Origin of the sequence: Streptomyces sp. NPDC021562 (assembly GCF_040640875.1) — a bacterium.
In the GTDB taxonomy this organism is placed as follows: Bacteria; Actinomycetota; Actinomycetes; order Streptomycetales; family Streptomycetaceae; genus Streptomyces.
Window position 1 is genome coordinate 41,134 of record NZ_JBFACN010000028.1, and the last position, 26,291, is coordinate 67,424.

Sequence of the window (26,291 nt, forward strand, 5' to 3'; positions counted from 1 at the left end):
AAAGGCGCCCTGGACCGTGCAGCCTGTTATCTGTGGTCGTGTGGGCCAGGGGAGTTGAGGTGACGGGTGATTCCCACTCGCCTGTTTCCGCGGCGGTGCGGCCGGCATGACCGGCCGCACCGGACTGCCGCACGACCTGCAACCGCCGCGCCCAGAGCGCATCCGAGATGCCAAGTAGTGGCTCCCACAACAGATGTCACCAGGCGTGTACTGGGAGACTGCGCACCAGCCCTCTATCGCGGCACAGTTCGACCTGGACGCCGCGCGCGCCGCAGCTCCCTTCTTCGACAAGTTCTGCCGTGACGTGAGATTCCTTGTCACCGGAGAACACGAACGGCACGACTGACCTCTCCAGACCGAGCCGGCCGGTGCACGACCTGGCAGAGTTCGCCACGCTGCTTGACCAAAACGGGACCAGGACGCCGGCGGGCACACAGCGTGGACGTAGCCCCCCATGGTCGAGGGCGAGAGTGCTGGGTGATCGCAACCGGACACCGCCGGCATCACCCGTTTCTGTGCCCAAGCAGTCGCTGGCACGCTGGCTCAGCTCCCGGGGATTGCTGCCTCCCTCGTCTGTCGACCAGGCCTGCTGCGGTGCCGTGGTGGAGCAGGCGATGTCCCTACGCTGTGGCAGTTTCGGGTTGGGTCTCACCGGCAGAGGCTGCCTCCGGTGTATCCGCGGCCGCGTAGAACACCGAGGAACCTTGCTTGGTGCGGTGAACACGGCTCTTGGCCACCAGGTTTTCGAGGGTAGTGCGCACTACCTTCGTGTCGATGGCGCGCCCGGAGTGCGCTTGCCGTAGCGCCTCCGCGATCTCCGCGGCGGAGCGCGGCTCACTCTGCCCGGCCACATGCTGGTGGATGAGATCCACCAGCTTGGGCTGAGCTGTTGTCCCGGCCGTCTTCTTGCCTCGGGGTTCCTGCGCTGGTGCCTTCTTCGCTGGCCGGCGCGCGCCGGATGCGGGGGCGGGCTTCCTCCTCGGAGAGGGCACTACGGCACTGTCGGTGCGGGCCGGTTCGGGAGCTGCGGTCGAGGCGCCGAGAGCCTGCTGCATGTTAACCAGCACAGTGTGGTCTCGCCGCAAAGTGGCCAACTGCTCCTGCAGTGCAGCGAGTTCCTCGGAGACGCGCTCCTGCTCCTTGACGTTGCGGTCGAGGTCGTTGGCGACTTGGCTGATGTACTGCGACGTCAACTCGGTGCTGTGAGCCGTGCTTTCTGGCATGTCCGTCTCCTCGGGGCGTGGCCGGATCGAATCCTGCGGACACACTGCGGCAGGTTCAGAAAGAATCACCGCCCGCAGTGTGCCCTGTGCAGCGATGTTACGGGTGGGAAACCTTGTTTTCCCTGTGCGGACTACATGTTCCTCTCTGGCGAGAGCATGGACCGGCGGAAAGCGCTGCTGACAAATAGCTGGTCATGTGTGCCGCGGCGCGGCCCCGGCCGTCGTCTGGGACGTGGTGATTTCCCAGAGGACATCCTCGGTGTCGCGGCGTTGACGCCATGCCGTCAGCACCCGTAGCACGACCAGCCGGTCGAGCAGCTCGGCGAACTGCTGTAGAGAGTGGCCGCTTAGACGGGTGAGCACCTCCATGTCGACGGTGTGTGGGGCAGGGCCGGTGATGTGCGTGGCGAGGATCAGAGCGATCAACCGCAGCGCAGCTGGTGAAGCCGTGGGCAGGTGCAATGGCGTAGGCCGCAGGGCCCACTGGGCGGCGCGGCAGCGCGCACGCCGGCCGGGTACTTGGTCCAGGACGGTGGCGTCGAGCAGTTCTACCTCCACCTGTGGGCGCCTGAGGTCGGGGCACCTGAGCCAGGCGCCCTGGGAGAGTTCCTCCCAGACTTCCCTGCGTCCGCTCAGGCGCATGCCGCGCAGCAGGCCCGCAGGCAGACGGGTGTGACCGCGGGCATCGGCGCGCAGGGTGCACTGGACGGCGAGGAGGCGGGCGGCGGGGGAGGTGAACTGGGGCAGTGAGGCCGCGAGGTAGGTGAGCGTCTCCCGTACTCGCAGGCGTTCCTCGGTCCCGAGCTGGTGTGGGCCACGTGCGGGTACCGACGGGGCGGGGGAGTGGGGGCTGCCGAGCAGGGTGTCGGGGACGACGGCGGTGTGACTGGTCGCGGCTGCGCAGGCCGCGCAGGCGTCGGCGAGCCGCCAGGCGCGGCCGCCGCGGCCCTGGGTGAGGGCGAGCAGGACCGGGCCGGCGCAGCCGCGGTGGCGTGGATGCCAGCGGCAGCCCTGGGCCCGGCACTGGCAGGTGCGCAGGTGTCCGGGGAGCGCGTCGGCGCGTGCGTGGCAGGCCAGATGGGCCAGGGCGGCGGACCGCGCGGAGGCTGCCTCGCGTGCGGGCGTGCGGGCGGTGCACTGGGCACAGACCAATTTGGGGCCGCCCGCCCGCGGATGTAGTTCCACCGTCCAGATGCGCCGCACTGCGGCACCGCCGAGCCTCATCGGCCGACCGTCCTCCTGTCTGTCCGTGCCAAAGGGACGGAACGCCTGCGGTCCGGCGTTCCGGACGGACGCACGGTAGTGCAGATCCCTGCACCGCGGTCGCGCGATCTTCCCCCGGGAAGAAAGTGCAGAAACCCGCACTGACGGGGCAGAGGTCTGCACCGTCGGATGGTGGGGTGACGATCATCCCGCCCGACCCCAACCTGAATGCGCTGCGCGTCGAACTCGTGCGGCTGCGGGGCGAGCGCGGATGGACCTACGACGAACTCGCCGAACGCAGCAACCTCGCCCGGCGCACCCTCATCGACCTCGAACACGGCCGCAGCACCGGGAACATCACCACCTGGCACGCACTGGCCCACGCCTTCGGCGTCCCCATCGAACGCTTCCTCACCGCTCTGTGCGAGGGACACCCCGCCCCGGGCACACCTCAGCCCTGATCCGGCCGCCGCCACCCCGCTCACCGGACGCGGAAAGAATCACCCGCCAGGGCGGGACGACATCGAATAAATGATCCACGCCCCGGGCGGGCGTTCCCATGGGTGGGGCTGATCGTGTGACATCACCGAAAGCCGCTACCGGCCCTCGGCGCGTCACCTGGCACGGTCGCCGCCATGCGCCCCCACCCCCTGCCCGCAGACCGCCACTGGGACGGCAGCCCCCGCCACGTCCCCCGCCGCCGCGGTCTGCAGATCGCCCCGACCAGCCCCAGCCGCCTCCTGCGCGCCGGGCAGAGCGGCCGCTGCCGTCACTGCGGCAACCGCATCGACTGGTACCCCCGCCACGACGACCGCCCCATCGCCCTGCACCCAGCCGAAGTCCCCACAGCCGACACTCCCGCCTCCTGCCGCTGGCACATCGGCGGCGGTATCGCCCACCCCCACGACGACGGCAGCGCATGGTGCCGCATCCCCCACGCCGTCCTCTGCCCCCGCCAGCCGCCCCGCTCCTACACCGGCCATACCCGGCTCACCCTGCTGCGCCGCGAACTTGCGGTCCACTCCCGCCGCCTGATCGACACCGGCGCCTTCACCCCCCAACCCCAACCGCCCTCCCAGGCCTCTGCTGCAGAGATAGCCGACAAGGCCGGACAACCCACCCTCCCTGTCGTCCGGATCCTCCTCGTCAGCTACCTCGGCCGCAGCCCCCTCGAAGACATCCGCTGCGTCGCCCAGACCCGCCAACGACGCCGCTGCAACCGCCCCCTCCTCGCCCGCGGCCACCTGGCAGGCCGCTGGAGACTATTGCCCACCGGCTCCCACCACGGCCAACTCACCTTCCCCGACTTCACGATGGCCGTCTACGATCTCAGCCACCTGCCCTACACCGACCAACTGCGCTGGCGCGCCCAGCACTGCCCCGCCCACGCCACAGGAACCGCCCCCGATCTCACCGTCGCCGACTGGCAGGTCTTCGACCCCCTCCTGCACGCAGCGCACATCCGCACCCGCCCGCCGCACACCCCGGCACGCGGGTTGGGAGGCCAGTGACGGTGCACCACGCCCTGGAAATCGTGCTGACACGGCCTGCGACGGCGGCAGAGCTCCGTCGCGCCGCCCGAGACTGGCCGCTCGCAGCCAACCACGAATCCAGCCGCCTCATGGCCGTGGCAGGCGGCAAAACCCCCGAACGGGCCGCACACCGGCTGCGCCAGCGGCTCAACGGCCGACTGCCCATCGACGTGATCACGACCCACTACCCGGACGCGTACGGACACGTCCTGCTCAACATCGGCTTCCCGCCAGCCACCTACACCGCCCTGGAACAAGACGCCCGCCACGCGGGCCAGAGCCCCGAACGCTACATACACGCAGCCATCCACCGCGCCCTCGCCGAGCACACCGCCCAGGAGACCGACCGCCTCAACCGCGCCGTCCGCCAGCTCCTCGCCCACACCAACCCCGCACACCTGATCGCCGCCGTCGGCCGCACACTCGCCCAGCACCCTGAAAGCCCCAAACCATGAACCCCACAGACGAACAAGCCGCGGCCGCCGACGCCTTCCACGCCGGCGACCACCTCGCCCTCCAGGCCGGCGCCGGAACCGGCAAGACCACCACCCTCGCCCTCCTCGCCCGCACCACCACACGCCGCGGCCGCTACCTCGCCTACAACCGGGCCATCGCCCAGGACGCCCGCACCCGCTTCCCGAACACCGTCCAGTGCAAAACCGCCCACGCCCTCGCCTACGCCGCCGCCGGCCACCGCTACACCCGCCGCCTGAACGCACCCCGCCGCCCCGCCTGGCAGACCGGGCAGGACCTCGGCATCACCAAACACCTGTGTATCGGTGACCGCGAGGTGACACAAAAGGCACTCTCCAACGCCACGCTACGCACCGTCGCCCGCTTCTGCCACACAGCCGACGAGGCCATCACCCCCCACCACGTGCCCCACCTGCGAGGTCTGGAAGACCCCGACCTGCACGCGCAACTCGCCGCCCACATCGTGCCGTTCGCTCGCAAAGCTTGGGCTGACCTGCAGCACCCCGACGACGGCGCCGTCCGCTTCGACCACGACCACTACCTGAAGATCTGGGCCCTCACTCGTCCTCGCATCGACGCCGACTTCCTGCTCCTGGACGAAGCCCAGGACACCAACCCCGTCGTCGAACAGATTTTCCTCAACCAGCGTGACCACGCCCAGCTGGTCATGGTCGGCGACTCCGCCCAGGCCATCTACCACTGGCGGGGCGCCAAAGACATCATGACCGGCTTCGACGGTACTCACCTCGCCCTGTCGCAATCCTTCCGCTTCGGACCCGACCTCGCGCAGGAAGCCAACCGCTGGCTGCACATCGCTGGTGCACCCATCCGTCTCACCGGCACACCGGCCGTGCCCACCGAACTCGGCCCCGTAAGCTGCCCCGACGCGGTCCTGTGCCGTACCAACGCTGGCGCCATGGCCCAGGTCATGGCCCTGATGACCGACGGACACCGGGTGGCGTTGGCCGGGGGAGGGGAGGGCCTGCGTGCCCTCGCCCTGGCCGCCCGAGACCTGAAAGAAGGCCGCCGCACAGCCCACCCCGAACTCCTTCTCTTCACGACATGGGGAGAAGTGCAGGACTACGCCGCCCACGATCCCGCCGGCCGCGACCTGCAGCCCCTGGTCGATCTCGTCGACGAGCACGGCACCGACGCCATCCTCACCGCCGTGGCCGGACTGGCCCCCGAGCAGCATGCCGAGGTGACCGTCTCCACCACACACAAGGCAAAGGGACGCGAATGGGCCTGCGTGAGGATCGCCGATGACTTCACCCCACCGAGAGACAGCGAACAAAAGGACGACATGGGACGCGCCATTCCAGGGCCCATTGACGACAGCGAGGGCCGCCTTGCCTACGTAGCCGTCACCCGCACCCGCCGACGCCTGGACATGGGCGGTCTGTCGTGGATCGAGCATCATCCTGACGGAAATCCCGCAACCGGGCACACACGTCCGCCTGCCCGTCCGCTCCAGCGGTGAGAGGCAGCTTCGAGATCGCAAATGGCCATGGGACCCGGGGTCCGGATTTCACTGAGAGAAGTCTGCACGCCGACGCGATCAGCTTCCTGACCGCCATGGCGTGGACTCGGAACACTCCGCCCGCGGATACGCGGCCGGTGCCGTCGACTACATCTTCGAACCCTCTGGGCCCGCGCGCCAAGGTCGCCGTGTTCACCTCCATCTATCTGGAGCGGCACACCCAGCCCTGAGACCCCGATGGGGGTGCGGGCTGCAGAACGTGCATGAGGCGTCGCACTCTGGAAGTTCGCGCCCCAGTCGGCGGCGACGAACGAGCCGCCGGCTGGCTAGGTGACGTTGACGCCGTGGGCCCGGGCGAGTCCGTCGAGTCCGTCGGCCCAGCCCTGGCCGATGGCGCGAAGTTTCCAGACTGCTGGCCGTTGGTGGTGTGGCGGTAGAACTCGGCGATGGACATGGCCCGGACGTCGGGGTCAGCAGGCGGCTGGAAGGTCCAGGCGGCTCCGGTGACGCAGTCCGTGTACAGGCTTGCGTGGGTAAGGGCGCCGCAGGTCAGGCCCGTGTCGACGTCCATGTTGATGGCGATCGTGATGCGCTGGATGTGGGCGGGCAGCGCGTTGAGGTGCAGGGCTGCGCGTTCGACGGTGTGCGGGCCCTCGCTCTGCTTGCCCAGCAGGCGGGCCGCGCCCTGCGCGGCGGAGGGCTGGTTGTAGAAGACGAAGTCGTCATCGCAGGTGACCTGGCCGTCATCGTTCGTCAGGAAGAGCGTGAGGTCGGCGTCGGCGCCGGCGAAGCTGAAGGCGATGAGCAGCCCTTGCCACGCCTCCTCGGGCAACACCAGGTTCTGTCCCGGCGTGAGCGCGGTCGCGGGGCTGCGGTTCGGCAGCGCCGGGGCGTGGGCCGGAGCCGCAGGCACGGGCGGCGTCGGGGGAGCGGTCTGGGTTTTCCACTCGGCGAAGGGGCGAATCCGGTAGCGGTCGGGCAAGGGAGCCGCGTGCGCGGCGGGGACGTTGGCGCGCACGTCTCCATCCAGGCCGGCCAGGGTCGCATCGCCGGATCCGGCGTCGTCCTGGGCGTGGTCGAGCAGGCTTTGCAGGCCAGGCAGCCGGCTGGTGTCCAGGGGCTTGATGGAGCTGGACAGGTTCCCGGACGCCGTCGTGGTGACCGAGCAGGCGACGTCCTGGCCGATGTCGAGGAACCGCAGCGCGTCGGTCGTCTCCCGCCACGGGCCGGCTTCGATGGCCTGGCGTGTCCAACGGCCGTAGACCACGAACCCCAGGCGCTGAGTGTCCGGCAGGCGCGTGAGCACGGCCAGGTCGATCGCGGTGATCCCCGGCGCGACAGCGAACGCCTCTTTGAGCGTGGCCACGATGTTCGACCCCATCGAGGTGAGCCACCACAAAGTACGGTCCCGCTTGCTCAGGGCCTTGAGCGTGGGTCGCCCGCTCGGGGTGAGGCCTGGCATCTGAGCGGGCAGCGAGTCGATGTCCTGCTGCCGCATCACCACCGACAGGACAGTCCCGTCCGCTCCCACCGCGCAGCCCGCGGCCGCGTTGTCGGAGAACGCGTAGTTGACCGCCTCGCACACGGTCTCCTCGTCGTTGGCGACCAGGGCCTGCCACCACCGGCCGGCCTCAGCGGTCAGCTCGCCGTGGACAGCCTGCAGACGCGCCTCCTCAGCGGCCAGATAGGCAGGGGCGTCTTCCTCGGCCCTGCGCTTGGCCGCTGCCCTCTCGGCGCGGGCGAACAGCCCCAGCCCCGCCAGGTGATGGGTCTGGGCCTCTGCCAGGGCCCAGGCCAAGCTCAGCTGCTGAGGCCCGGGCACCACCGGCGGCCGGGCAGGAGGGAAGGACTGCAGATGGACACTGGTCGTCTGCCGCCGCAACTCCTCCAACTGGGCAATCGCCGCATCCCGCTCCGCCTCCTGCTGGGCCCGCTCCGCCTGCCGGCGAGCACGCTCCAACTGCGCCGCCGACGGGGCCACAGCCCGCGAGCGGGTTGTACGGCTCGTGCTGGTGCGGCGGCGCACTCCGCCCAGGGAACTGGAGGCGTACAACGGACCCAGCCCCGAAGAGATCCTCGTGCCGCCGCTGCCCATGCTGATGCGCGCAGCGCGGGGCCCCACGGAGGTGCGTACACCCCGAGTGGAGATCCGCACGCTCATCCCCGGCACACCCACACGAAAGCCGAAAGCCACGGTTCCTCTCCGTTCCTGCCTTCCTCACGCACAGCGCACCGCTTGCGCCGCGACCACTCCGGCCTACAGGGCCTGGCTGCTCTGCGGCCAGCACCACCGATGAGGCCTGGCGAGCCGGTGGGGCCGCTTCGGCAACTGTGCTACTTCACCTGACCGCAGCCGCGCCGCGGCCCTGCTACCGGTAGAAGACAGCGACACCGCCATGATGGGAGCAGGCTCCCTGGTGATGAGCGGCGTAGCTGTAGGTGCCGTCATTGCACAGGGCGGTAGCCCCTGCTGAATCAGCCGTGCCGCCGGAACTCGACGAGCCACCCGATGCCGAACCGCCGCTGCCGCCACCCGAGGACCCGGAACTCGACTTGTGTGTGGCCACCGACGCCGGCTTGGCCGTCTTGGTCACGGTGACCGTGGGGGCTGGCACCGCCGACTTCGTCACGGTGACCGCCGGTGCCGGCGCGGCCGACTTCATCGCGGTCGCGGTGACGGTGACCGTAGGGCGCGGCGCGGGACTGGCCGCGCTGGAACTGCCGCCACCGAACGCGGCACCGACCGCGAGCAGCGCGAAACCACCGGCCCACACACGCTTGCGCTTGTGCAGCGGGCGAATATCAGGCATGCGGACGGGCTCAGGCGGACGGACGGCCCACGGCCCGGGCTGATACTGACTCACGCGACGATCCCCCCATGACGGGCACCCGGACACACGCCACGGGGCAATCGCACACTTTACAAAACATCCCCATAAACTGCGCAAGTATCGTCAACATCATGGATGTTAGGTGGTAATGCGCCGACTGGCCAGGGGTGCTGCTGCCGGCTGGCACAGCACATGACCGGCGGGAAGTACTCGTCGGGACGATGCTGGTACGGCTGGAGGAGGGGAAACCGGAGATCGCCGTACAGGCCGGACGACGGGGGAGCAGATTCCACGGATGGATGAACTCGCCCGAGATGTTGGAGTATCCGGATCACCGGCTAGGCGCTACCGGGGCTGCCCGGCCGTAACCGCCGCACCGCCGGTGCCCTGAACCTGTTGCCAGACCGTCCTGCCTGCCTGGCCGTCAGCCTCGGGCGGGCACGGCTGCTGGGGGAGCGTGCGGAGCAGGCGCGACCGCCGGGTCGCGTCAGCAGGCGTGCCGGCTCGGGCGGTCGTGTTCCCGCGCAGAACCTGGGCAAGAGCGGTGCCACGCTCGATGGCGCGGGTGAGAGTTTCACGGGCGGCGCGTTGACGGTCTGGTTGTCAGGCAGGGCGTCGGCCGCTTCTTTCTGTCCGGCCCGTCACCTGCTTCCGCCGTAGTGACGGGCCGGACGGCTGCTCAGCGGGCGAGGGTGACGGTGATGGGCCGGTCGGGGCAGGCGGCGAGACGTGTCGCGAGCGCGTTGTGCTCAGCGGGGTCGACGCTCAGCTGGTAGCGGGTCTTGTCGGCGACCCAGTTGGTGACGTACTCGCACCAGTACGGGGTGTACGGCGGCAGCCACTCGGTGGGGTCCTTGTCGGCCTTGGACCGGTTCGAGGCCGCCGAGACGGCGATCAGCGCCCGAGAGTCGTCCAGGTCGTTCGCGTAGGCCTCGCGTTCCTTCGGAGTCCAGGCGGAGGCACCGGAGTCCCACGCCTCGGCGAGCGGGACCAGGTGGTCGACGTCCAACTTGCTCGCGCTGTCGAGGTAGCGGTCGTCGTACGGCGAGTACCAGCTCCCGCCAGTGAGCGCGCATTTCGGGCCGACCTCGGGCGCGGTGACGGCTTCCTCGAGGAGGACTTCGGCACGGGTGTTGCAGCCGTCCTTGTCCGCGTCGGTCCAGTGCTTGAACTTGTCCCGGGTGTAGCCGGTGCGGTCCTCGTCCGCCACGGTGAGCTGGGAGAGTGCGTCGCGGACCGGCAGGGTGACCGTCTCGCCGACTGCGTGCCGGGCGGGCAGACGCCCGGGAGCCGCAGCGTGGGCGGTGGTGGGGGTGAGCAGGACGAGCGGCGCGAACAGCGCGACGAGCAAAGTGTGTCGGGGACGGACGAGGCGCACGGAGGGTCTCCAGTCAAAGAACACGGACAGGCTGTGATCTTCGTAGCGGCCGGAGCGGCAGCGTCGCGGCTGGTCGGTTGCAGGTTCACCCGCCTGGCGAACTAGTCACACCGTCGGGGGTGAGACGGCCTGATCGTCCTGGCGTCATATCGGCTTTGCGGAAGCCTCGTCGCCAGCGTCCGGGAGGAGGCGGTCGTGCCGTAGTTCCGGTGCCGTGGGCAACGCGTCTGCGGGTTGGCAGTTGGGGTGCCCGGACACGGACGGGGCGCTTCGATACGGCACGCCGTGGCGGCGCATCGGATGTCATACCGCGGCGCCGCTGGTCTTTCCCCTCGGGGCTGCGGGCCGCACGCCTCTTGGGGCGGAAGTGACGGTGCCGGGCCGTTCACAGTGCAGTGCTGACGGACCCGCCGGGTCTGGCCGGGGGTGGTGCGCCGGGGCGCATGGAGGCTCTGGGGGCACAGACGGGGTGCGCTGTCAGTGGGGTGGGCTACGGTCGGATCTGTCTCGTGTGGACCGCTCCGCTCCCGCCTGACCCATTCGCCGGGTCAGGCGGGAGCGGGTGCTGCTCGCCCCCTGGTTGAGTCTCGGCACGGGGGCGGGCCCTTCCGGATGGAAGCCGACACCGAGGGTGCCTTGTCTCCCATTGACGTTGGTGCGGCGCCGGATTGCAAGGAGAACTGGGAACTTCTCACCACACGGCGTAAGGCGTGCTCGTCTTGGGGCCCGGCCCGATCAGGTGTGGGCGGTGGACGGGCGGGATCGAAGTTCATTGTTCCGTGAATGCTTGATCACGTGGCGTAGCAACCTGTGGGCGCGTAATGCTGGTTGACCTTCCCGCCGGACGGATTCGGCACCCGTCCGGGCCAGGGAACCCGCCAGCCTCCGGATGAGCTGGCGGGCGGCGAGCGAGTTGCTCTCCGGCCGACCACCTTGAGGAGAACGTCTATGGAGCTTCGACCGATAGGGCGCGTGATCATCGCCGTCGTACTGACGGTGTTCGCGTGGAGCGTGGTGATGGCCGTGGCGGGCCAGATCGCGGCGGTCGCGACGCTGGCGCCCGCGCTGGGGCTGACGGTGCAGCAGATCGCGAGCGCGCTGCGCCCGCAGGCTGGCGCGGTCCCGGGGCGGCGGGTGGAGGAAGCAGCAGTTCGTGAGGAGGACAGTGCGCCGTGACACCACCCGACCCGCCGCAGGCCCCCGGTGGTCCCCCCGATGATCTGTCCATCCGGCCCTCCCGTGCATCGCGCGACGGCCTGTCCCCTTCCCGACCGGGCCGCGCCGGAAGGCCGCTGGGACCGATCGTGGAGAGCTGTGACGCGGCGCACCGCGCGTGGCTGGAGCCGCTGCGGGAGGCCTATCTGGAGTCCGAGCTGACGATGAGCGTGCTCAGCCGGCACCTGCTCATGGCCAAGTCGAAGATCTCCGAGCTGATGAGCGGCCGCCTGTATCCCCGCTGGGAGCTGCTGGGGGCGCTCGCGGCCGAACTCGGAGTCCCGGCAGGGCCGTTGTACCGGTTGTGGCGGCAGGCCGCCCCCGAACTGCGCCGCAAGTCCCGCGTGTGGCACGACGAGCGTTCCTCCGAGGCCATCGCGGTACGGCCCGCCCCGCCCATGGACCACACCGCGTTCCGCGCTCTGACAGAGACCGGCTACGACTTCTACGCCAGCGTCTTCCTGCCCGATCCGCAGCGCGAGGCCGCGGTGCGGGACACCTACGACCAGCTCTGGCTGTCGTGGCCGAAGGCGCTGGCGAGCGCCGACACCCGCCGCCACGCCTGGACCATGCTGCGCGCCACGGTGATGTCCCGCACCCCCCTCATCGACGGCCGCCCCCAGTTCACACACACCGCGTTCGACACCGTCGCCCTGCGCCGTCTGAGCGGGCCCGAGAACGTCGAGGCCGCCGTCGAACAGCTCACCGAGACCGAGGCTCTGTTCCGGGCGATGAGCCGGCTGCCCGGCCACCAACTCGATGTCATCGTCCTGCGCTCCCTGGGCGGGATGACTGAAGAAGAGGTCAGTGACCTGCTCGGCGTCCCGCTGGCTACCGTGCGCTCCGACGAGCGCCACGCGATCCGCTTCCTCGACAGCATCCTGTGCAGCCCGCCGACCGACCCGGAAGGGACCATCTCGTGACCTGCATCGAAGACATCCTGTCGCGTGCCTTGCTGGCACGCGACCGCATCGTGCCCCCCGACGTCGTCCCGCCCGCCTCCGCCCCGCCGCCCGCACCAGAAGAGGCCGAGGACGGGTGCGGGGCAGCCGAGGCGGCCAAAGACCTGCGGGCTCTGTGCGAGACCGTTCTGTCACACACCTCGCCCGCCGACGTCGCCGACTTCGTCACCGACCAGGTCCCCGCTCCCCGCAGCGCCCTAGCTCTGGCCTGCGTCCTGCAGCTCACCGATACCGCCGACGGCGCCCGCTTCTGGTGGCAGTACGCCGCCGGCGCGGGCCAGAGCGCGGCCGCCTACTGCCTCCACCTCCATCACCTGTCCAACGGGGAAGACGACATCGCGGACTGGTGGCAGCAGCAGACCGACGCCATCGCCGCCCCCGTCCCCACCGACGACACCTCCGCCCAGACACCGGCATGCGAAGGGGAATGGGCCCCTGCCAACCACCCTCTCGGCGAGTTCCCCACCACCATGCTGCGCGTCCTGCGCCAGCTCGCCAGAAGCCACCACCGGGCAAGCGCGGTCACCGACCTGATGGCCTATCTGCCCACCGCCGTCGACATCGGCTACCTCCGACACGACTTCGAGATCCCCCTGCCGGGCCCCGGCTTCGCCCGCCACGTGAGCGCGCTGCTCCGCGACAACCTCCAAGCCGATCCCGATGTCCTGGAAGTACCCGACGGGCAGACGTGTTCGCGCTGAGGCACCCGCGGCCGCATGGGACAGTGTCCGGCCGGCTTGCCGGACACCAAGCGAGGACTGGCAGGCTGACACACCGCACCCGGTGGCGGGGCACTTCGCCGTCATGCCATACGACGCGAGCGCAGCTGTGGCAGTGTGGTGATCCTGGCCCGCCGCTTTCCCCCGTAGCGGCGGGCCAGACCTCTCCAGCCTGCTCACAGCCGCCCGGACGAGCAGGAAACGAGCCGAAACCCTCCCTGGCCGCCTCCGCCCAACAGCGAGATCGAAGATCAAGAAGGAGGCCAAAAAAGGTGCAATGCACGCTTCACGGCGCGTATGCCAGGATCGCCCGGTGAAGAAGATCGCTGCATTAGCTGCCGCTGTTCTGACCACCGCGACCCTGCAGGCGAGTACGGCGCCCGCCGCTCACGCCAGGCCGCTGCCAGCCGAACCGCATCCCTGGGACCACCGCGTGCACTGCACATCCACAGACCCCGACAGACGCAAGCTCGTCACCCGCTTCGGGAACGCCGATTTCGGCTGAACCACTTCACCTACCGGCACAACATCCGAAAATGCTCAATCCTCGACAAGGCGCTCCGCGACAAGGTCGACCACAAGTACAGAAACGGGCGCCTGGAGCACGAGGGCGTCGCCATCCGGACCGGCGGGAGGCCAGCACAAGTCGACTTCCTCGTCATCGTCCAGTACACACGCACGACCACGGACAGAAAATACGACGCGGGCCGCGGCCAGACCATCGGCGTCGTCAACGCCTTCTGCAAGAACCAGCCGAACAACAAGTGCCCCGCCTGGATGAACCAGTGACAGACGAAGACCGAGAGCAGCAGGCGGCCGTCAGCCGCCAGCTGCTGTACTACCTCAACGCACCCCTCGCCGAAGGCTGCCGCCTGCGCGGCGTTCTGCCCGCCCCCGGTGCCACACGGATCGCCGTTCACGCAGGCGATGCCGACTCAGGCATGGACCTCCTCTACGAGATCCCCAACGACGCGGTGGCCCCCTACTACATCCCGGGCATCCTGCGCACTGTCCTTGCCGACACCCAGATCCACGGCAAAAGCGACGTCAGCGAAGTCATGGGCATGACCCTCATCCGTCTCCGCCCGCAAGACGTCACCCCCGACCCCGAACCCGAACAGGGCCAGGCGTTGACCGTGCTGCGGGCCCTGTCCGACGTTGCTGACGAAGACCCCTTTCTCATCGGATTCCTCATCCACGGCGACGGACTGATGCGACTGTATGTGCAGTCCCGCGATCGCATCGGCATCGTCGGAGTCGACATCCGCCTGACCAGCACCTCCACCGCACTGGCCGCCTCCATCGCCAGCCTCCTCGACGAAAAGCAGTACCAACGGCCAGCTGCCGACGATCCACACTGCGACCTCCTCGTCGACCTGACCGACTGGTAAAGCGCCGAGCCGCGCACCACACACTCGCCCCCGCCCCGGGCCCTCACGAGGGAGTCCAGGGGGGTGATCCCTGCCTTCAGCGCGAAACGGGGGGCTTTGGGGGTGGCAGCAACATCTGTTGCTGCTCGACTTGCGCTGCCCACCAAGACCGGTATGAGTATGGGCTCCGACAGGGCGAAGCGTGTGACGTAATGAGTAGTGAGCGCGGCAAGGACGTCCGTGGCCGGGGTCTCGGACGGCTCCTGGTCGGCTGGCACGCCGTAGCCGTTGGCGGCCGCGCGTACGGCGTGCATCGCGCGGAGGGGATATCCGTCGCCGTACCGTTCCAGCAGCAGCTTCCGCCGCCTCCAGTACCTGGTCACGGGTCTCCGGATCGTTGGTCGCCATGGCGGGCACCCTGCCGCGCCCGGACCCGTGTCCGCGAATCGCGGACACGGAAAGGTCATGCATTCAGACATGCGGGCAAGGTGGGGGCCGACTCCGTCTGGTGGCGCCGCCGTCGCTGGCTGCGACGGCCGGTGGGCCCGCGCTGTCAGCGCCCGCCTCTAGGGTCGGCCGTATGACAACCGCGTTGGTCGAGGATTCCTGGGACCGCATCGACACCTGGCTGCGAGAGCACACGCCTCGCACCTTCGCCTCGCTCGGGCCGCCTGCGGCCGATGACGAGATACGGGCAGCGCAGGAGGAGTTGAACGTCACCTTCCCTCCCGACCTGGTCGCGTCCCTGCGCCGGCACGACGGGGCGCGGGGCGGCGAGGAAGCGTTCCGGTTCATGACACACGATCGGCTGCTCGGCTTGCAGGAGATCGTGGAGGCGACCGGGTTCATGCGGAGTGTCGCCACAGGCCTGGACGAGGAGGAGGCCGAGTCCTACTGGCACCACGACTACCTCAAGTTCGGTTCCTACGAGGTCACCGCCGACGGCCTCACGATCGACTGTCGCCCAGGCCGGGACTCCTACGGCGTGATCGGACGGTTCTTCGACGAGACCGGAACCAAATTCGGGCGCGCCGACTCGCTGGGTGCCTATCTGGCGGAACTGGCCGACCAGTTGGAGAGCGGCAAGGGCTCCAGCGCGGTGGCGTTCAACGGCCGGTTGATCTGGGAGTCGGCGTACGCTCCCCGGCCGGAGTGGGGCAGTGCCGACGACCCCCTGCCCGGGCCGCAGGCACAGCTCCCGCCGCTGGACCTGCCCTCCGACCCCACGGAGCCACTCAGGGCGGTCTACTTGCACGGACTTCAGGAGCTCGGTGCGCTGGTGGCGACCCAGCCCCGCGAGTGTGTGGCCCGGGCTGCGCGAAAGCAGATGCGCAGACTGGCCGTCGAGACCGGGCTGGCCAAGTACACCGAGGTCCGGGCGGTCCTGGACGCGCTCGAGCGGGGAGAGGCCGTAGCGCCGCCGGACCGCTTTGGACCGCTCGTTCTGCGGCTGCGCACGGTGCTCGTCCAGTCCCATGCCCACCGGGACGACCTGCGCAGGTGGGCCGCGGAGAAAATGGTGCACGCGGTATGGGGCTCGCCGCACCGGGCGGTGTACGAGATCGCCACCATCCGCCGCCGCCTGAGCGTCGACTGGCGCGCCGAGCTGCTCGCCGACCTCGGCAACCCACCGGTACCGCTCATGCCGGACAACCGTTTCTGGGCGGCCCTGCGCAACCCTGACGTCAACTCCGGCTGGTACGCGGCCCGTTACGCCCAGGACCAGGACTGATCTCAGCGACGGCTGAGCCGTTCGGGTGAGGTTTCACCTGGCGGATCCGCGCCGGATGAGGTGTTCAGTCACTCTGCCGTGGCGTGGTCCGCGAAACCCCCTGCTGCCGCAGCGCTGCCCGAGGCCCTTTTTCTGATTCCTGTCCAGCACCCTGACTCGCTACAGCTCGAATTCCAGGTCGAGGAGGTCGGTGAGTTCCACTTCGAGGCCGTGGGCGCGGCGGCCGCTGTCGCGGAAGTAGACCTCGCCCAGGGCCTCGGCGGCGATCTGGCGGAGCTGGTCCTCGGTGAGACCGGCTTCCTGGGCCTGGAAGAGACGGGCAGCGTGTCGTGGGGGCAGGGCGAGGGTGAGGTGGCGTACGCGGGCGTCGTCGGTGCTGCCGGGTGCGGCGGTGTAGCCGAAACGGGCCTGGACATCGATCATGATGCCGCCGGTGGTGGCCGCAGCCTGCTTGGCCTTGGCCCTCACCTGCGGCTGCCAGCGCACACGGACCTCACGCTCAAGCCGGTCGGCGAGCTCGGGCCGGGGCTTTTTGATCTGGTTCTTCACATACCGTTCGACGGTGCGCTGGCTGATGCCGAGCAGCTCGGCCACCCGCCGCGTACTGCCTTGGTGCTGGCGGACCAGGTAACGCATCTGTGCCCCGGCGGACTTGGGGACGGGACGGGTCAACGCCCCTTGCACCGCTTTGTCGAGTCCTTCCCCGACCGTGACCATGCCGTGATTCCCCTTACTCTCCGGTGTCCTTGGCGGTGACCTCGCCGGTCTTGATGTAGCGGGCGAGGTTGGCGACGTGGCCGTCACCGGCGAGGTGCTCGAGGACGCCTGAGCCCCACAGCACGCTCTGGGTGCCCTCATGCTTGACCATGCCCGGGGAGACGCCGAGCCGGAAGCTGCCGGGCACGGTCTTGCCGTTGGCGTCGTAGGGCAGGACATCCAGTGGACTGGGTCCGTCGGCGGCGTAGACGGCGCAGTCCGAGAGGACCGCGACCGGATACTGCCCGGTGGCCGCCGCCAGATGCAGCATTTTGCGGTGCATGTTGATCCGGGCCCGGGAGATCACGACGGCGCGGATGTCCGGGCGCCAGGTCGGGCGGGCGAGGGCGGGCCAGGCCTGTCCCGGCTTCCAGCCGCCGCCGCGCGCCTTCTCCCGCAGCTTGCCGATGCCGCCCTTGACGGTCATCTTGACCGCGTCCACGACGATGCCCAACTGCGGATCACGGCTCTTGTAGCCGTCCATCGCCTCCAAGAACTCCTGCGGGGAGAGCTTCTCGCCCACGCCGAGGTCTGCCATGGTCGCGACGTAGGCGTTGCGCAGTCGCTTGTACCAGCCGTCCAGGAACCGGCCGCTCTCGGGGCGGACCCAGGCCTCGAGCGGGGTGACGTCGTAGCCGAGCTCGACGGCGTAGGCGACCGTCGGGGTGGCGTACCAGGCCGGACCCGTCGGGCGCTGGCCACTCGGCGTGAACGGGCAGGGCAGCAAGTCCCCGTCGAGGTCCCGCCACTGCTTGCCCACCTTCACCCGGGACAGATCGACGCGGGAGAGGTCGACCAGCCACGAGCCGGGCAGCGCCGGGTCGAACGCGGGTCGGGCGACGTGGACCGGCGGCGTGGCCAGACCGACGACGGCACCATTGGCGCCTGCGGCGAACGACAGATTCACATCGAGGCCGACCAGGTAGCGCTTCATGCACTCGGCATCGGTCAGGTCCCGCGCCCAGTCGTAGGCCTCCTCGAACAGCTTCTCGTCGGGGCCGCGTACGTGGAACCGGGGGAGATGAGCGAGGACGGGGTGGCCGTCGGTCGCCTCGCACGGCGCCGGGTCCATCGGTTCGGTTCCCAGCGAGCCGGGCCGGTGCTCGGAGTGGCGCCGGCCGTCGGCGTCCGGCTCGCTGGCGCGGGTCGGCGGGTTGAGCGCGGTCATCAGATGCAGCCCCGTCACCGCGGTGGAACCCACCGGCGTCATCACCCGCGTCGCATACACGCCCAGCACGCGGGCCAGCTCCGCTGGCTCAAGCTGCGCGGCATGACCCCACGCGCGGCTGTCCAGGGCGCGCCAGGAGGGGATGCATAGCTGCACGCACTGACGGCGGCCTCCCTTGGCCGGGCGGTAGATCCGCGCCCACGGCCCCAGCCCCCGCTTGGTGAGCTGCCAGTCGGCCCGCTGAAGCTGCTTGATGACCTTGTGCCCCTCTGGGAGCCGCCCGGCGAGCCGTTCGGACTCCGACAGCTGATCGGGCAGGCCGTACCGCTCACACGCGGCCTCGGTGAGCACCAGCAGCGGGTCGGCGGCCTTGCCCGAACCGTTCAGTCTCTCCGTCCCGAGCTGCGCCTCGGCCAGCGTCCATTCGATCAGGGCGGGCAGGGACTTGGCGGGCACATCCAGGACCAGACCGCCGACGCCGTAGCCGGTCACATTCCGGTCGGCGTCCGCGTCGAGGACGAGCAGCGGGCCGTGCGCGTACACGCCGCCGGGCGCGGGTGTGGTCGCCGGGGAGGCCTTCTTCGCACCCGGGGGACGCGAGCCGTGCGACCGCTCGGCACGCGGACGCGACCCGGCGGCCGTTGCCCGAACGGCCGCCGGGGGAGTGAAGGCAGACTCCTCTTTCTCTGGCCCGGCCGTGGCCGCAGCGTCCGGTGCCCCGCCTCGCGACGGCGTCGCAGGGCTCACCATGGGCATCGCTGCTGCCGCTGCCTGGGCTGCGGACGCCTTAGCGGGCTGCGGCACCGCGGTCTCCTCCTGCGGGGCGCCGGTGCTCTCGGAGGCGGGGTAGAGCTTGGCGAGCTGCTCCAGCAGGCGCGCGTACGCCTCCCGCTCCGGCGGCCGTGGCTCGGTCTTGCCCGATTCCCAACCGCCGACGGTCGCCCGCCGCACCTTCAGCGCGGCGGCCACCTCGTCCAGGGTGAGCGCGTGCGCCTGGCGCAACCGCCTGCGCTCCGCTGGCGGCGGCAGCGGGGACCGGGACGAGACCAGCGCGTCCACGGCATCGAACAACTCTGACATGAGACACCTCCACCCTTAATCCTACTCGGAGTAGCGTACTCATCGCGTACTTCTAGCGTACATTCAGCGTACTGGCGGCGTTCGGGGTGATAGTGGCCGTGGCCCCCCGACCCGTCCGCTTCAGGAGTTAAGGAAAGAGGTGCATGACTGTGGGCCGTGCTCCGGCCGCCTCGAGCCTTCCCCGGTCTTTCCCGACCAGGCGGATGCGGCGGACCGGCTGGACGTCGATCGGCGAGCTGGCCAAACTGCTGATACGGCCCCGACAGCCCCCGCGCCCGCCCGTGTCGGCCCCGCCGGGTGCCACAGGGGCGGGAATGCCGGGGTACCTGCCCGTGTTGCAGACGGTGTGGTTGTGGAGGGGACAGTGTCCCCGGGCCTCACCTATTGCCCATGAGGAAGATCGTTCGGCTGAAGCCTCATGGAGCCTTTCGCCGCGTAGGCGACCGCCCTTCACGACCACGCACACGTCGCTGGCCGCCCCCGAACAGGGGGCGGCCCACTGTTACGTCCGCTCGCGACCGAACCGATCTTGTTAGCTGGTCTCAGCGGTCGAGCGAGCTGATGAAGCGGTCCAGCCGAGAGACGACTTGCTGTAGGGCCTCAACCGATCCTGTGGCATCGTCCGCAAGTTCCAGCCCATGGTCTGCTGAGGGTACTTCCAGGACGTCGTGTTGCAGGGATGCAGCAATTCGTGAATCCCAGAGCTTGTCGGCGCTTCCGCCGATGAGGAGGGTCGGCTCCATGGTTCGCCGGAGAGCCGCGGCAACATGGTTGATGGTCAGGACCGGGGTGAGCCAGGCTGCCGGAATGTTCCTGTCGGCTGTGATGCCGCAGGCGAGGGAGGCCAGGGACTTGCCGACGACGAGCCCACAAGCACCCGCCTCGGCTTCAATGGCTTCGGTGACCTGCCGCTCCACCCATGCGATCCGGTCGTCCACCGTGAACTGCGCGAGCCCTTCGGGTATCTGCCACCACAGCTCTTGGACCGTCCAGCCGTGCTGCAGCAGGACGCTCCGGGCGAAGTGCAGCAGCGGCCGGGCAGGCGAGTAACCAACACCGGGAACGACAACTGCGACACGATCTCGGCCTCCGTCGAAACGGGTGGGCATGGCGAAGGGGACGGGATCAGGCATGGCCGCAGACTACTAGTCAGTAGCTCACGTGGCGCACTGTGCTCGAACGTCGCACCGCAAAGGACACCGCCCTGATCATGGGTCAGGAGGCCGATATCACAAAACGGCACGAGGCGTTACCGAGAAGAGTTCAAGGTGTCCGTGATTAAAGGAAAGCTTTACGTGATCATTGCGCCACGCCGCGGGGTGCGAGTTCGGAATCTAAAATTCCGGTGAGTCTGCATCATTTCCTCGAACTGCGGTTCGCGTATCGTGAAACCGGCTTTGCCGATCACCGGTGACCGTCGATATTGGGGCTGTCCAACTGTCCTTGCATTCGACGGAACCAATGGGAGATAGATGTCCGAGGGGATTCGGAAGAGACTCGCACGACGCATTCTCCTCTCCACCACATCCTCTGATTCGCATACGTGGAATCTCGTGTTCCTTCAGCTCCTGCTCGAAGAGCTGGACTATGAGGTGGTGAATCTGGGGCCATGTGTGCCTGACCAGGTGCTGATCAATGCGGTCCGCACCTATGCGCCGGACGCCGTGGTCATCTCCTCTGTGAACGGACATGGCCATCTCGACGGGATTCGCCTGATCAGCGCGCTGCGCGCGGACGAGAATCCAACGGTCGCCGGCGTGCCGGTAATGATTGGAGGAAAGCTGGGGATTCAGGGAGCAGTAAACGCTGATCTGGCCGCAACGCTGGTCGATGCGGGCTTCAATGCCGTTTTCACCGAGGGTGCGGACATTGATGAGTTCGGGCGTGCTCTCGCGCGGCTCGCGTCTGCGGCCGCGCCCGAAGTGGAGGTCATGGCATGATGCGGCAGAGGATCGTCGACTTCCAGGAGTACGTAGAGAGGGCACGTAACGCCGGCCAGTTGGTTGTGCAGCCGCGCATGGGTATGTCCGACCCCGAGGAGATGGCCGCAGGGTTACGGGCCGTCGCCTCCACCCGCGCCCACACCGCTGGCACGATCACCATCGACTCCTACACCCGTGTCGAGGACATCGCCGGCGCCGCTGCGGCTCTGGCCGCGCAGAAGGCCCTGAACGGCTTCCCTCTCGTGAATCACGGCCCGGACGTCAGTGCGAAGGTGGTTGAGGCCACCGGCTACCGAATACCGGTGCAGGTCCGGCACGGCTCCGCGCGTCCGGCGCATATCTTCAAGGCGATGGTCGACGCCGGTCTTTCGGCCTCAGAGGGCGGTCCGGTCTCGTACTGCCTGCCGTACTCCCGTCTGCCGCTGGCCGAGTCCACCCCTGCGTGGGCGGACGCAGCGCGGGAGTTCACCGAGACCGCCGCTGACCGCGGCATCCGGGCCCATCTGGAGACATTCGGCGGTTGCATGCTCGGGCAGATGTGCCCGCCGTCCTTGCTGATCGCCATCAGCGTCCTGGAGGCGATGTTCTTCGCCGAGTGCGGCCTCACCTCGGTGTCGTTGTCGTACGCGCAGCAGACGCACGCGGTGCAGGACATCGAGGCTCTCGCCGCGCTGCACCACCTGGCCGAGGAACACCTGCCCGACACAGTGGCCTGGCACGTGGTGCTCTACACCTACATGGGGGTCTACCCCCGCACGCAGTCAGGGGCGCAGCTGCTGCTGGATGCCTCCGCGCAAATCGCGGTGCGCGGCGGTGCCGCCCGGCTGATCGTCAAGACCGCCGCCGAAGCACACCGCATCCCCACCGTCGCCGAGAACGTCGAGGCGCTGGAGCGAGCGGCCGCCATCGCCCGACGTGCTGTCGCGGACGGCTGCACCCTGCCGTGGGCCCGGCAGGTCGACTACGAGACCGTCTACGGGGAGGCGTCCGCGCTCATTCAGGCGGTGTTGGCCAACGGCCAGGACGTGGGCACCGCGCTGCGCCGGGCGTTCGCCGACGGCGTCCTGGATGTGCCCTTCTGCCTGCACCGCGACAACGCCGGTGCCGCGCAGGGCGCCATCGACGACGACGGCAGGCTGGTATGGGCCGCGACCGGGGCGATGCCGCTGCCCGGAGCGGCCTCGCCCACCTCGGCGGTGACGTCCGCGCGCCTGCTGGGCATGCTGCGCTACACCGCCGAGGCTCACGACCGGGCCGTCGAGCTCACCGCAGGGGGCACCCCCTACCGGATCGCGATCGTCGGCTCGGGCCCCCGTGGTCTCGCCGTCGCCGAGCGGCTCGCGGCCCGACTCGCCGCCCAGCGCCCTGGCCGCAGGGTCGACATCAGCATCATCGACAAGGTGGAGGTGGGCGCCGGCCGCATCTGGCGCACCGACCAGGACACCTCGTTCCTGATGAACACGGCCTGCGGCGAGGTGACCATGTTCTCGGGCTCGCCGGACGCCGGCCCGGCCAGGGCCGGCGCCGGTCCCTCGCTGGGCGAGTGGTGGGCCGCCATCGATCCCGGCTACCCGGGCCCGAGCTCCTACGCGCCGCGCGCGCTCTACGGACGCTATCTGCACTTCTACTTGGACGCCCTGGAGTCCTCCCTGCCCAGCGAGGCGCGGCTGCGCCGCATCCGGGGCGAGGTGACGTCCCTGGAACGGAAGAGCCATGGCTGGCTGCTGACGCTCGCTGACGGCCGGACCGAGTACGCGGACCGGGTGGTGTTGACCACCGGTCACCCGGTCACCGGGCTCTCCGGGCATCAGGCCGAGCTCGCTGCCTTCGGCGACGCACAACCCAGCGTGCGCTACATCCGCGGCGACAGCGCCGCCGACATGCCGCTGGATGCCATCGCGCCTGGCAGCCGCGTTGCCGTCCTGGGCATGGGGCTGTCCTTCTACGACGTCATGGCCGCGCTGACCACCGGTCGTGGTGGGCGCTTTGAGGACAACGGGCACGGCGGCCTGCGCTACCTGCCCTCCGGGCGGGAACCCCAACTGATCGCGGGCTCCCGGTCCGGTGTGCCGGTACCAGCCCGCGGGCTGAACCAGAAAGGCCCCGACTGGCGCTACCGGGCCCGTCTGTTCACCTCCGAGCGGATCACCGCGCTGCGCCGGAGCGGCGCACTGGACTTCCGTGCCACCGTCTGGCCGTGGCTCGACGCCGAAATACAGTTGGTCTACTACGCCACCGCAGTCCGATCCCGATACGGTACTGAGGTTGAGCAGGGCTACCGCGACCTGGTCGCCGCTGCCATCGAAGAGGAGGGCCCCGCACAGGCCGAGACGATCGCCCGCGGCCTGGCAGAGCGCTTCGGCCTGGAGGATCTCGACCGGCTGGACGCCGACCGGCTGGCCCGGCCCTTCGCCGGCCGCGCCTTCGCCAGCCCCAAGGAGTTCACGGCGGCCCTGACCGGGCTGCTGGAGGCGGACATTGCGCACGCCCGCCTGGGCAATCACGACGGCCCGCTCAAGGCCGCCCTGGACGTGCTGCGCGACGTACGGGGAACCATTCGCCGCGCGGTGGACTACGGCGGTCTGACGTCTGCATCCCACCAGCGCGAATTCCTGGGCTGGTTCGCGCCGCTCAGCTCCTTCCTCGCCGCTGGCCCGCCGCTGACGCGGGTGGAGCAGACGCTGGCCCTCATAGATGCCGGGATCCTGGAAGCCGTCGGCCCTGCTACACGATTCGCACCCGATCCTGAGGCAGGCGCGTTCGCGGTGTCGTCGCCGCAGGTCGCGAACAGCCGCCGGTGGTGCGAGACGCTCATCGATGCCCGCATCCCCGGCGCCGACCTGGCCCGTGATCCCTCCCCCCTCACTCGCCAGCTGACCCGGTCCGGGGTCTGGGTCCCCTGGTCCAACACCGCCGGCCAGGAGCCCTTTGACACCGGCGGGGTGGCGGTCACCGCCGCGCCCTATCACCCGATAGACGCGACCGGATCGGCCGTGGACGGCCTCTACGCGCTGGGCATCCCCACGGAGGGCCAGCGCTGGTTCATGCAGGTCGGCTCCGCACGCCCGGGGCCCTGGACCGAGTTCACGTCAGACGCCGACGCCGTGGCTGCGGACGCGCTCGCCCCGCTGGCCCAGAGCCTTCGGCTGCCCGCCCTGCAAGGAGGACGCCGGTGACACACCGTCCGGAGGCCTGGCGCGCGCCCCGCCGCACCGACGCCCACCGCGCCTACGCCCGCGAGCGGGACCTGCTGCTGGAGCTGCGCGACGACCTGGACACGGCGCGCCAGAAGTTCACCTGGCCCAGACCGGAGATGTTCAACTGGGCACTGGAGTGGTTCGACGTCATCGCCGACGGCAACCAGCGTCCCGCGCTGGAACTGGTGGAAGACGACGGATCGGTCAGCGCGGTGTCGTACCACGAACTGTCGGTCCGCTCCGACCAGCTTGCCAACTGGCTCGCCGGGCTGGGGATCCGGCGCAGTGACCGCGTGATGGTCGTGCTCGGCCAGCAGGTCGAGCTGTGGGAGACGATCCTGGCCTGCCTGAAGCTGGGCGCCGTCGTCATCCCCGCCTACACCTCGCTCACCCGCGCAGAGGCCACCGACCGCATCACCCGCGGCGGCGTTCGCCACCTCGTCGCCCGCAGCGACACTGCCCCGTTGTTCGACGAAGTAGAGCTGCGTACCCGGATCGCGGTCGGCCCTCCGGTGGCCGGCTGGCACGACCACCGCGCGGCACGGCAGGCTCCGAACCTCTTCTTTCCCAACGCCGTGACCCCGGCCGCCGATCCGGCCTTCGCATATTTCACGTCGGGGACCACATCGGTGCCCAAGCTCGTGCTGCACACTCATGCGTCGTACCCAATCGGCCACCTGTCGTCGCTCTATTTCAATGGGCTGTTGCCCGGTGACCGGCACCTGAACGTCTCCGCGCCCGGCTGGGCGAAGCACTCCTGGTCGAGCTTCTTCGTGCCGTTCGCCGCAGAGGCCACCTTGGTGGTGCCCTCGGACGGCGGCGTCGACCCCGCGCGGCTCCCGAGGCTGCTGGCGGAGCGCGAGGTGACCAGTGTGTGCGCCCCGCCGTCGTTCTGGGCCCGTATGGTCGAGCACCTGGGCAGCGCCAAACCGCGGCTGCGGGAGGCCACCAGTGCCGGCGAGCCGCTGCCGACCGAGGTCGCCGACGCCGTCGACGCTGCCTGGCGGGTGACGGTACGCGAGGGCTATGGGCAGACGGAGACCACCGCGCTGATCGGCACCACCCCGGGCATGCAGCGCAGGCCCGGCTGGCTCGGCAAGGCGCTGCCCGGCTGGGACATCGTCCTGGACGACGGTGCCATCTGCGTCGACCTGACCACCTCGCCCGTCGGGATGATGGCCGGCTACGACGTCGGCGGGCCGCGCGCCGCCGCAGTGGCCGCCGACGGCTCCTATCGCACCGGCGACATCGGCGAATCCGGCCCGGACGGCTACCTGCGGGTCCTGGGCCGCTCGGACGATGTCTTCAAGTCGGGCGGCCACCGAGTGTCCCCTTACGAGCTGGAGGCCGTGCTGCGCTCCCACCCCGCGGTCCGCGACGCGGCGGTGGTGCCCACGGCGCACCCCACTCTGGGCCTCGCGGCACACGCCGTGGTCGAGGTGGCGGACGGGCACGCCGTAGACACCGCGGAGTTGCTCGGTCACGTGGACGCCCGCGTCAGCGAGGCGCTGCGCGTGCACTCCATCACGTTCACCGACCGCCTGCCGCGCACCACATCCGGCAAGGTCCGGCGCGCCGCCCTGGTTCCCGAACCCGCACCCCACACCCTTCAACCTCCTGAGGAGGAGAACCGATGAATGCCCACGCCCTGACTGCCGTGCTGCCCAACGTGCTGCGCAGTGTGGCCGAGCGAGGACTGCACGTCGAGGACCTGGCCTTCGAACCGCTCACCTCGGACGGGCGGTCCGGCGTCGCGATACACCGCCTGTACTCCAGTGAGCAGACCGGCCCGCAGGGCCCGGCCGCCGGCATCGTGCGATACGCCCCGGGAGCGGCGTCCCAGCCCCATCGGCACGAGGGATTCGAGATCATCTACGTCTTCAGCGGCCAGCTGGAAACGGACGCCGGTGCGCACCCCGCCGGCAGCCTGCTGGTCATGGAGCCTGGATCGATCCACGCGCCGCACTCCGTGCAGGGCGCGGTGATGCTCGTGGTCTGGGAGCAGCCAGTTACCACGCTCTGATCGGC

General features: G+C 69.6%; 22 protein-coding genes and 1 pseudogene. 15 read left to right on the forward strand and 8 right to left on the reverse strand.

Annotated features, from left to right (window positions below):
• Positions 1-620: 620 nt before the first annotated feature.
• A complete protein-coding gene (locus AB0G52_RS33175; RefSeq protein WP_361341557.1) occupies positions 621-1,223 on the reverse strand; it encodes a hypothetical protein in 603 nt (200 codons plus the stop codon).
• A gap of 192 nt (positions 1,224-1,415) precedes the next feature.
• Positions 1,416-2,408: a hypothetical protein gene (locus AB0G52_RS33180; protein ID WP_361341560.1), complete on the reverse strand. Its 993-nt coding sequence runs from the start codon at positions 2,406-2,408 to the stop codon at positions 1,416-1,418.
• Between the two features lie 215 nt (positions 2,409-2,623).
• Between AB0G52_RS33180 and AB0G52_RS33185 the strand changes: the two genes are divergently transcribed.
• The 5 genes and pseudogenes from AB0G52_RS33185 to AB0G52_RS33205 form a co-directional block, all read left to right on the forward strand.
• A complete protein-coding gene (locus tag AB0G52_RS33185; protein ID WP_361341563.1) occupies positions 2,624-2,887 on the forward strand; it encodes a helix-turn-helix transcriptional regulator in 264 nt (87 codons plus the stop codon).
• 174 nt (positions 2,888-3,061) lie between these two features.
• Positions 3,062-3,937: a DUF6083 domain-containing protein gene (locus AB0G52_RS33190; RefSeq protein ID WP_361341565.1), complete on the forward strand. Its 876-nt coding sequence runs from the start codon at positions 3,062-3,064 to the stop codon at positions 3,935-3,937.
• The gene (locus AB0G52_RS33195; RefSeq protein WP_361341568.1) at positions 3,934-4,413 is read left to right on the forward strand and encodes a hypothetical protein; all 480 of its coding nucleotides are present in this window, start codon (positions 3,934-3,936) and stop codon (positions 4,411-4,413) included. Before AB0G52_RS33190 ends, AB0G52_RS33195 begins: the two co-directional genes overlap by 4 nt.
• On the forward strand, positions 4,410-5,912 hold the full coding sequence (locus AB0G52_RS33200) for a UvrD-helicase domain-containing protein (protein ID WP_361341571.1): 1,503 nt from the start codon (positions 4,410-4,412) through the stop codon (positions 5,910-5,912). Before AB0G52_RS33195 ends, AB0G52_RS33200 begins: the two co-directional genes overlap by 4 nt.
• A gap of 97 nt (positions 5,913-6,009) precedes the next feature.
• Positions 6,010-6,142: pseudogene (locus AB0G52_RS33205) on the forward strand (response regulator); the annotation flags it as partial.
• Here AB0G52_RS33205 and AB0G52_RS33210 read toward each other — a convergent pair.
• The 3 genes from AB0G52_RS33210 to AB0G52_RS33220 form a co-directional block, all read right to left on the reverse strand.
• Positions 6,115-7,938 (reverse strand): TerD family protein, encoded by a 1,824-nt coding sequence (locus tag AB0G52_RS33210; protein WP_361341574.1) that lies wholly within the window; start codon positions 7,936-7,938, stop codon positions 6,115-6,117. The pseudogene AB0G52_RS33205 and the gene AB0G52_RS33210 overlap by 28 nt on opposite strands.
• Positions 7,939-8,281: 343 nt before the next feature.
• Entirely contained in the window at positions 8,282-8,776 is a 495-nt protein-coding gene (locus AB0G52_RS33215) for a DUF3761 domain-containing protein (RefSeq protein ID WP_361341577.1), read from the reverse strand.
• A gap of 646 nt (positions 8,777-9,422) precedes the next feature.
• On the reverse strand, positions 9,423-10,022 hold the full coding sequence (locus AB0G52_RS33220) for an HNH endonuclease family protein (protein ID WP_361341697.1): 600 nt from the start codon (positions 10,020-10,022) through the stop codon (positions 9,423-9,425).
• A gap of 1,047 nt (positions 10,023-11,069) precedes the next feature.
• Between AB0G52_RS33220 and AB0G52_RS33225 the strand changes: the two genes are divergently transcribed.
• The 6 genes from AB0G52_RS33225 to AB0G52_RS33250 all read left to right on the forward strand — a co-directional run bounded on the left by AB0G52_RS33225 (position 11,070) and on the right by AB0G52_RS33250 (position 16,119).
• The gene (locus AB0G52_RS33225) at positions 11,070-11,297 is read left to right on the forward strand and encodes a hypothetical protein (protein ID WP_361341580.1); all 228 of its coding nucleotides are present in this window, start codon (positions 11,070-11,072) and stop codon (positions 11,295-11,297) included.
• 128 nt (positions 11,298-11,425) lie between these two features.
• The gene (locus tag AB0G52_RS33230) at positions 11,426-12,259 is read left to right on the forward strand and encodes a sigma factor-like helix-turn-helix DNA-binding protein (protein WP_361341583.1); all 834 of its coding nucleotides are present in this window, start codon (positions 11,426-11,428) and stop codon (positions 12,257-12,259) included.
• On the forward strand, positions 12,256-12,999 hold the full coding sequence (locus tag AB0G52_RS33235) for a hypothetical protein (RefSeq protein WP_361341586.1): 744 nt from the start codon (positions 12,256-12,258) through the stop codon (positions 12,997-12,999). The genes AB0G52_RS33230 and AB0G52_RS33235 overlap by 4 nt, the downstream gene beginning before the upstream one ends.
• Before the next feature lie 315 nt (positions 13,000-13,314).
• Positions 13,315-13,806, forward strand: coding sequence for a hypothetical protein (locus AB0G52_RS33240; protein ID WP_361341589.1), 492 nt, complete (start codon positions 13,315-13,317; stop codon positions 13,804-13,806).
• Positions 13,803-14,408 carry a hypothetical protein gene (locus tag AB0G52_RS33245; RefSeq protein ID WP_361341592.1) on the forward strand — a complete coding sequence of 202 codons (606 nt, stop codon included), beginning with the start codon at positions 13,803-13,805 and terminating at the stop codon, positions 14,406-14,408. The genes AB0G52_RS33240 and AB0G52_RS33245 overlap by 4 nt, the downstream gene beginning before the upstream one ends.
• Positions 14,409-14,967: 559 nt before the next feature.
• Complete coding sequence (locus AB0G52_RS33250; RefSeq protein ID WP_361341594.1) at positions 14,968-16,119, forward strand: SMI1/KNR4 family protein; 1,152 nt, start codon at positions 14,968-14,970, stop codon at positions 16,117-16,119.
• Positions 16,120-16,278: 159 nt separating this feature from the next.
• Here the strand turns inward: AB0G52_RS33250 and AB0G52_RS33255 are convergent, their stop codons facing one another.
• From AB0G52_RS33255 to AB0G52_RS33265, 3 genes are all read right to left on the reverse strand, one after another.
• A complete protein-coding gene (locus tag AB0G52_RS33255) occupies positions 16,279-16,836 on the reverse strand; it encodes an XRE family transcriptional regulator (RefSeq protein WP_361341597.1) in 558 nt (185 codons plus the stop codon).
• Positions 16,837-16,849: 13 nt separating this feature from the next.
• A complete protein-coding gene (locus AB0G52_RS33260) occupies positions 16,850-19,123 on the reverse strand; it encodes a helix-turn-helix domain-containing protein (protein WP_361341600.1) in 2,274 nt (757 codons plus the stop codon).
• A 542-nt stretch (positions 19,124-19,665) separates the two neighbouring features.
• On the reverse strand, positions 19,666-20,256 hold the full coding sequence (locus AB0G52_RS33265; protein ID WP_361341603.1) for an alpha/beta hydrolase: 591 nt from the start codon (positions 20,254-20,256) through the stop codon (positions 19,666-19,668).
• 339 nt (positions 20,257-20,595) lie between these two features.
• Here AB0G52_RS33265 and AB0G52_RS33270 point away from each other — a divergent pair, with 339 nt between their 5' ends.
• Genes AB0G52_RS33270 through AB0G52_RS33285 form a run of 4 tightly spaced genes read left to right on the forward strand, consistent with a single transcriptional unit; the run spans position 20,596 to position 26,286 of the window.
• Positions 20,596-21,063 (forward strand): cobalamin-dependent protein, encoded by a 468-nt coding sequence (locus tag AB0G52_RS33270; RefSeq protein ID WP_361341606.1) that lies wholly within the window; start codon positions 20,596-20,598, stop codon positions 21,061-21,063.
• The gene (locus tag AB0G52_RS33275; protein ID WP_361341609.1) at positions 21,060-24,242 is read left to right on the forward strand and encodes an FAD/NAD(P)-binding protein; all 3,183 of its coding nucleotides are present in this window, start codon (positions 21,060-21,062) and stop codon (positions 24,240-24,242) included. The genes AB0G52_RS33270 and AB0G52_RS33275 overlap by 4 nt, the downstream gene beginning before the upstream one ends.
• The gene (locus tag AB0G52_RS33280) at positions 24,239-25,900 is read left to right on the forward strand and encodes an AMP-binding protein (RefSeq protein WP_361341612.1); all 1,662 of its coding nucleotides are present in this window, start codon (positions 24,239-24,241) and stop codon (positions 25,898-25,900) included. The genes AB0G52_RS33275 and AB0G52_RS33280 overlap by 4 nt, the downstream gene beginning before the upstream one ends.
• Complete coding sequence (locus AB0G52_RS33285) at positions 25,897-26,286, forward strand: cupin domain-containing protein (protein ID WP_361341615.1); 390 nt, start codon at positions 25,897-25,899, stop codon at positions 26,284-26,286. The genes AB0G52_RS33280 and AB0G52_RS33285 overlap by 4 nt, the downstream gene beginning before the upstream one ends.
• Positions 26,287-26,291: the final 5 nt, after the last annotated feature.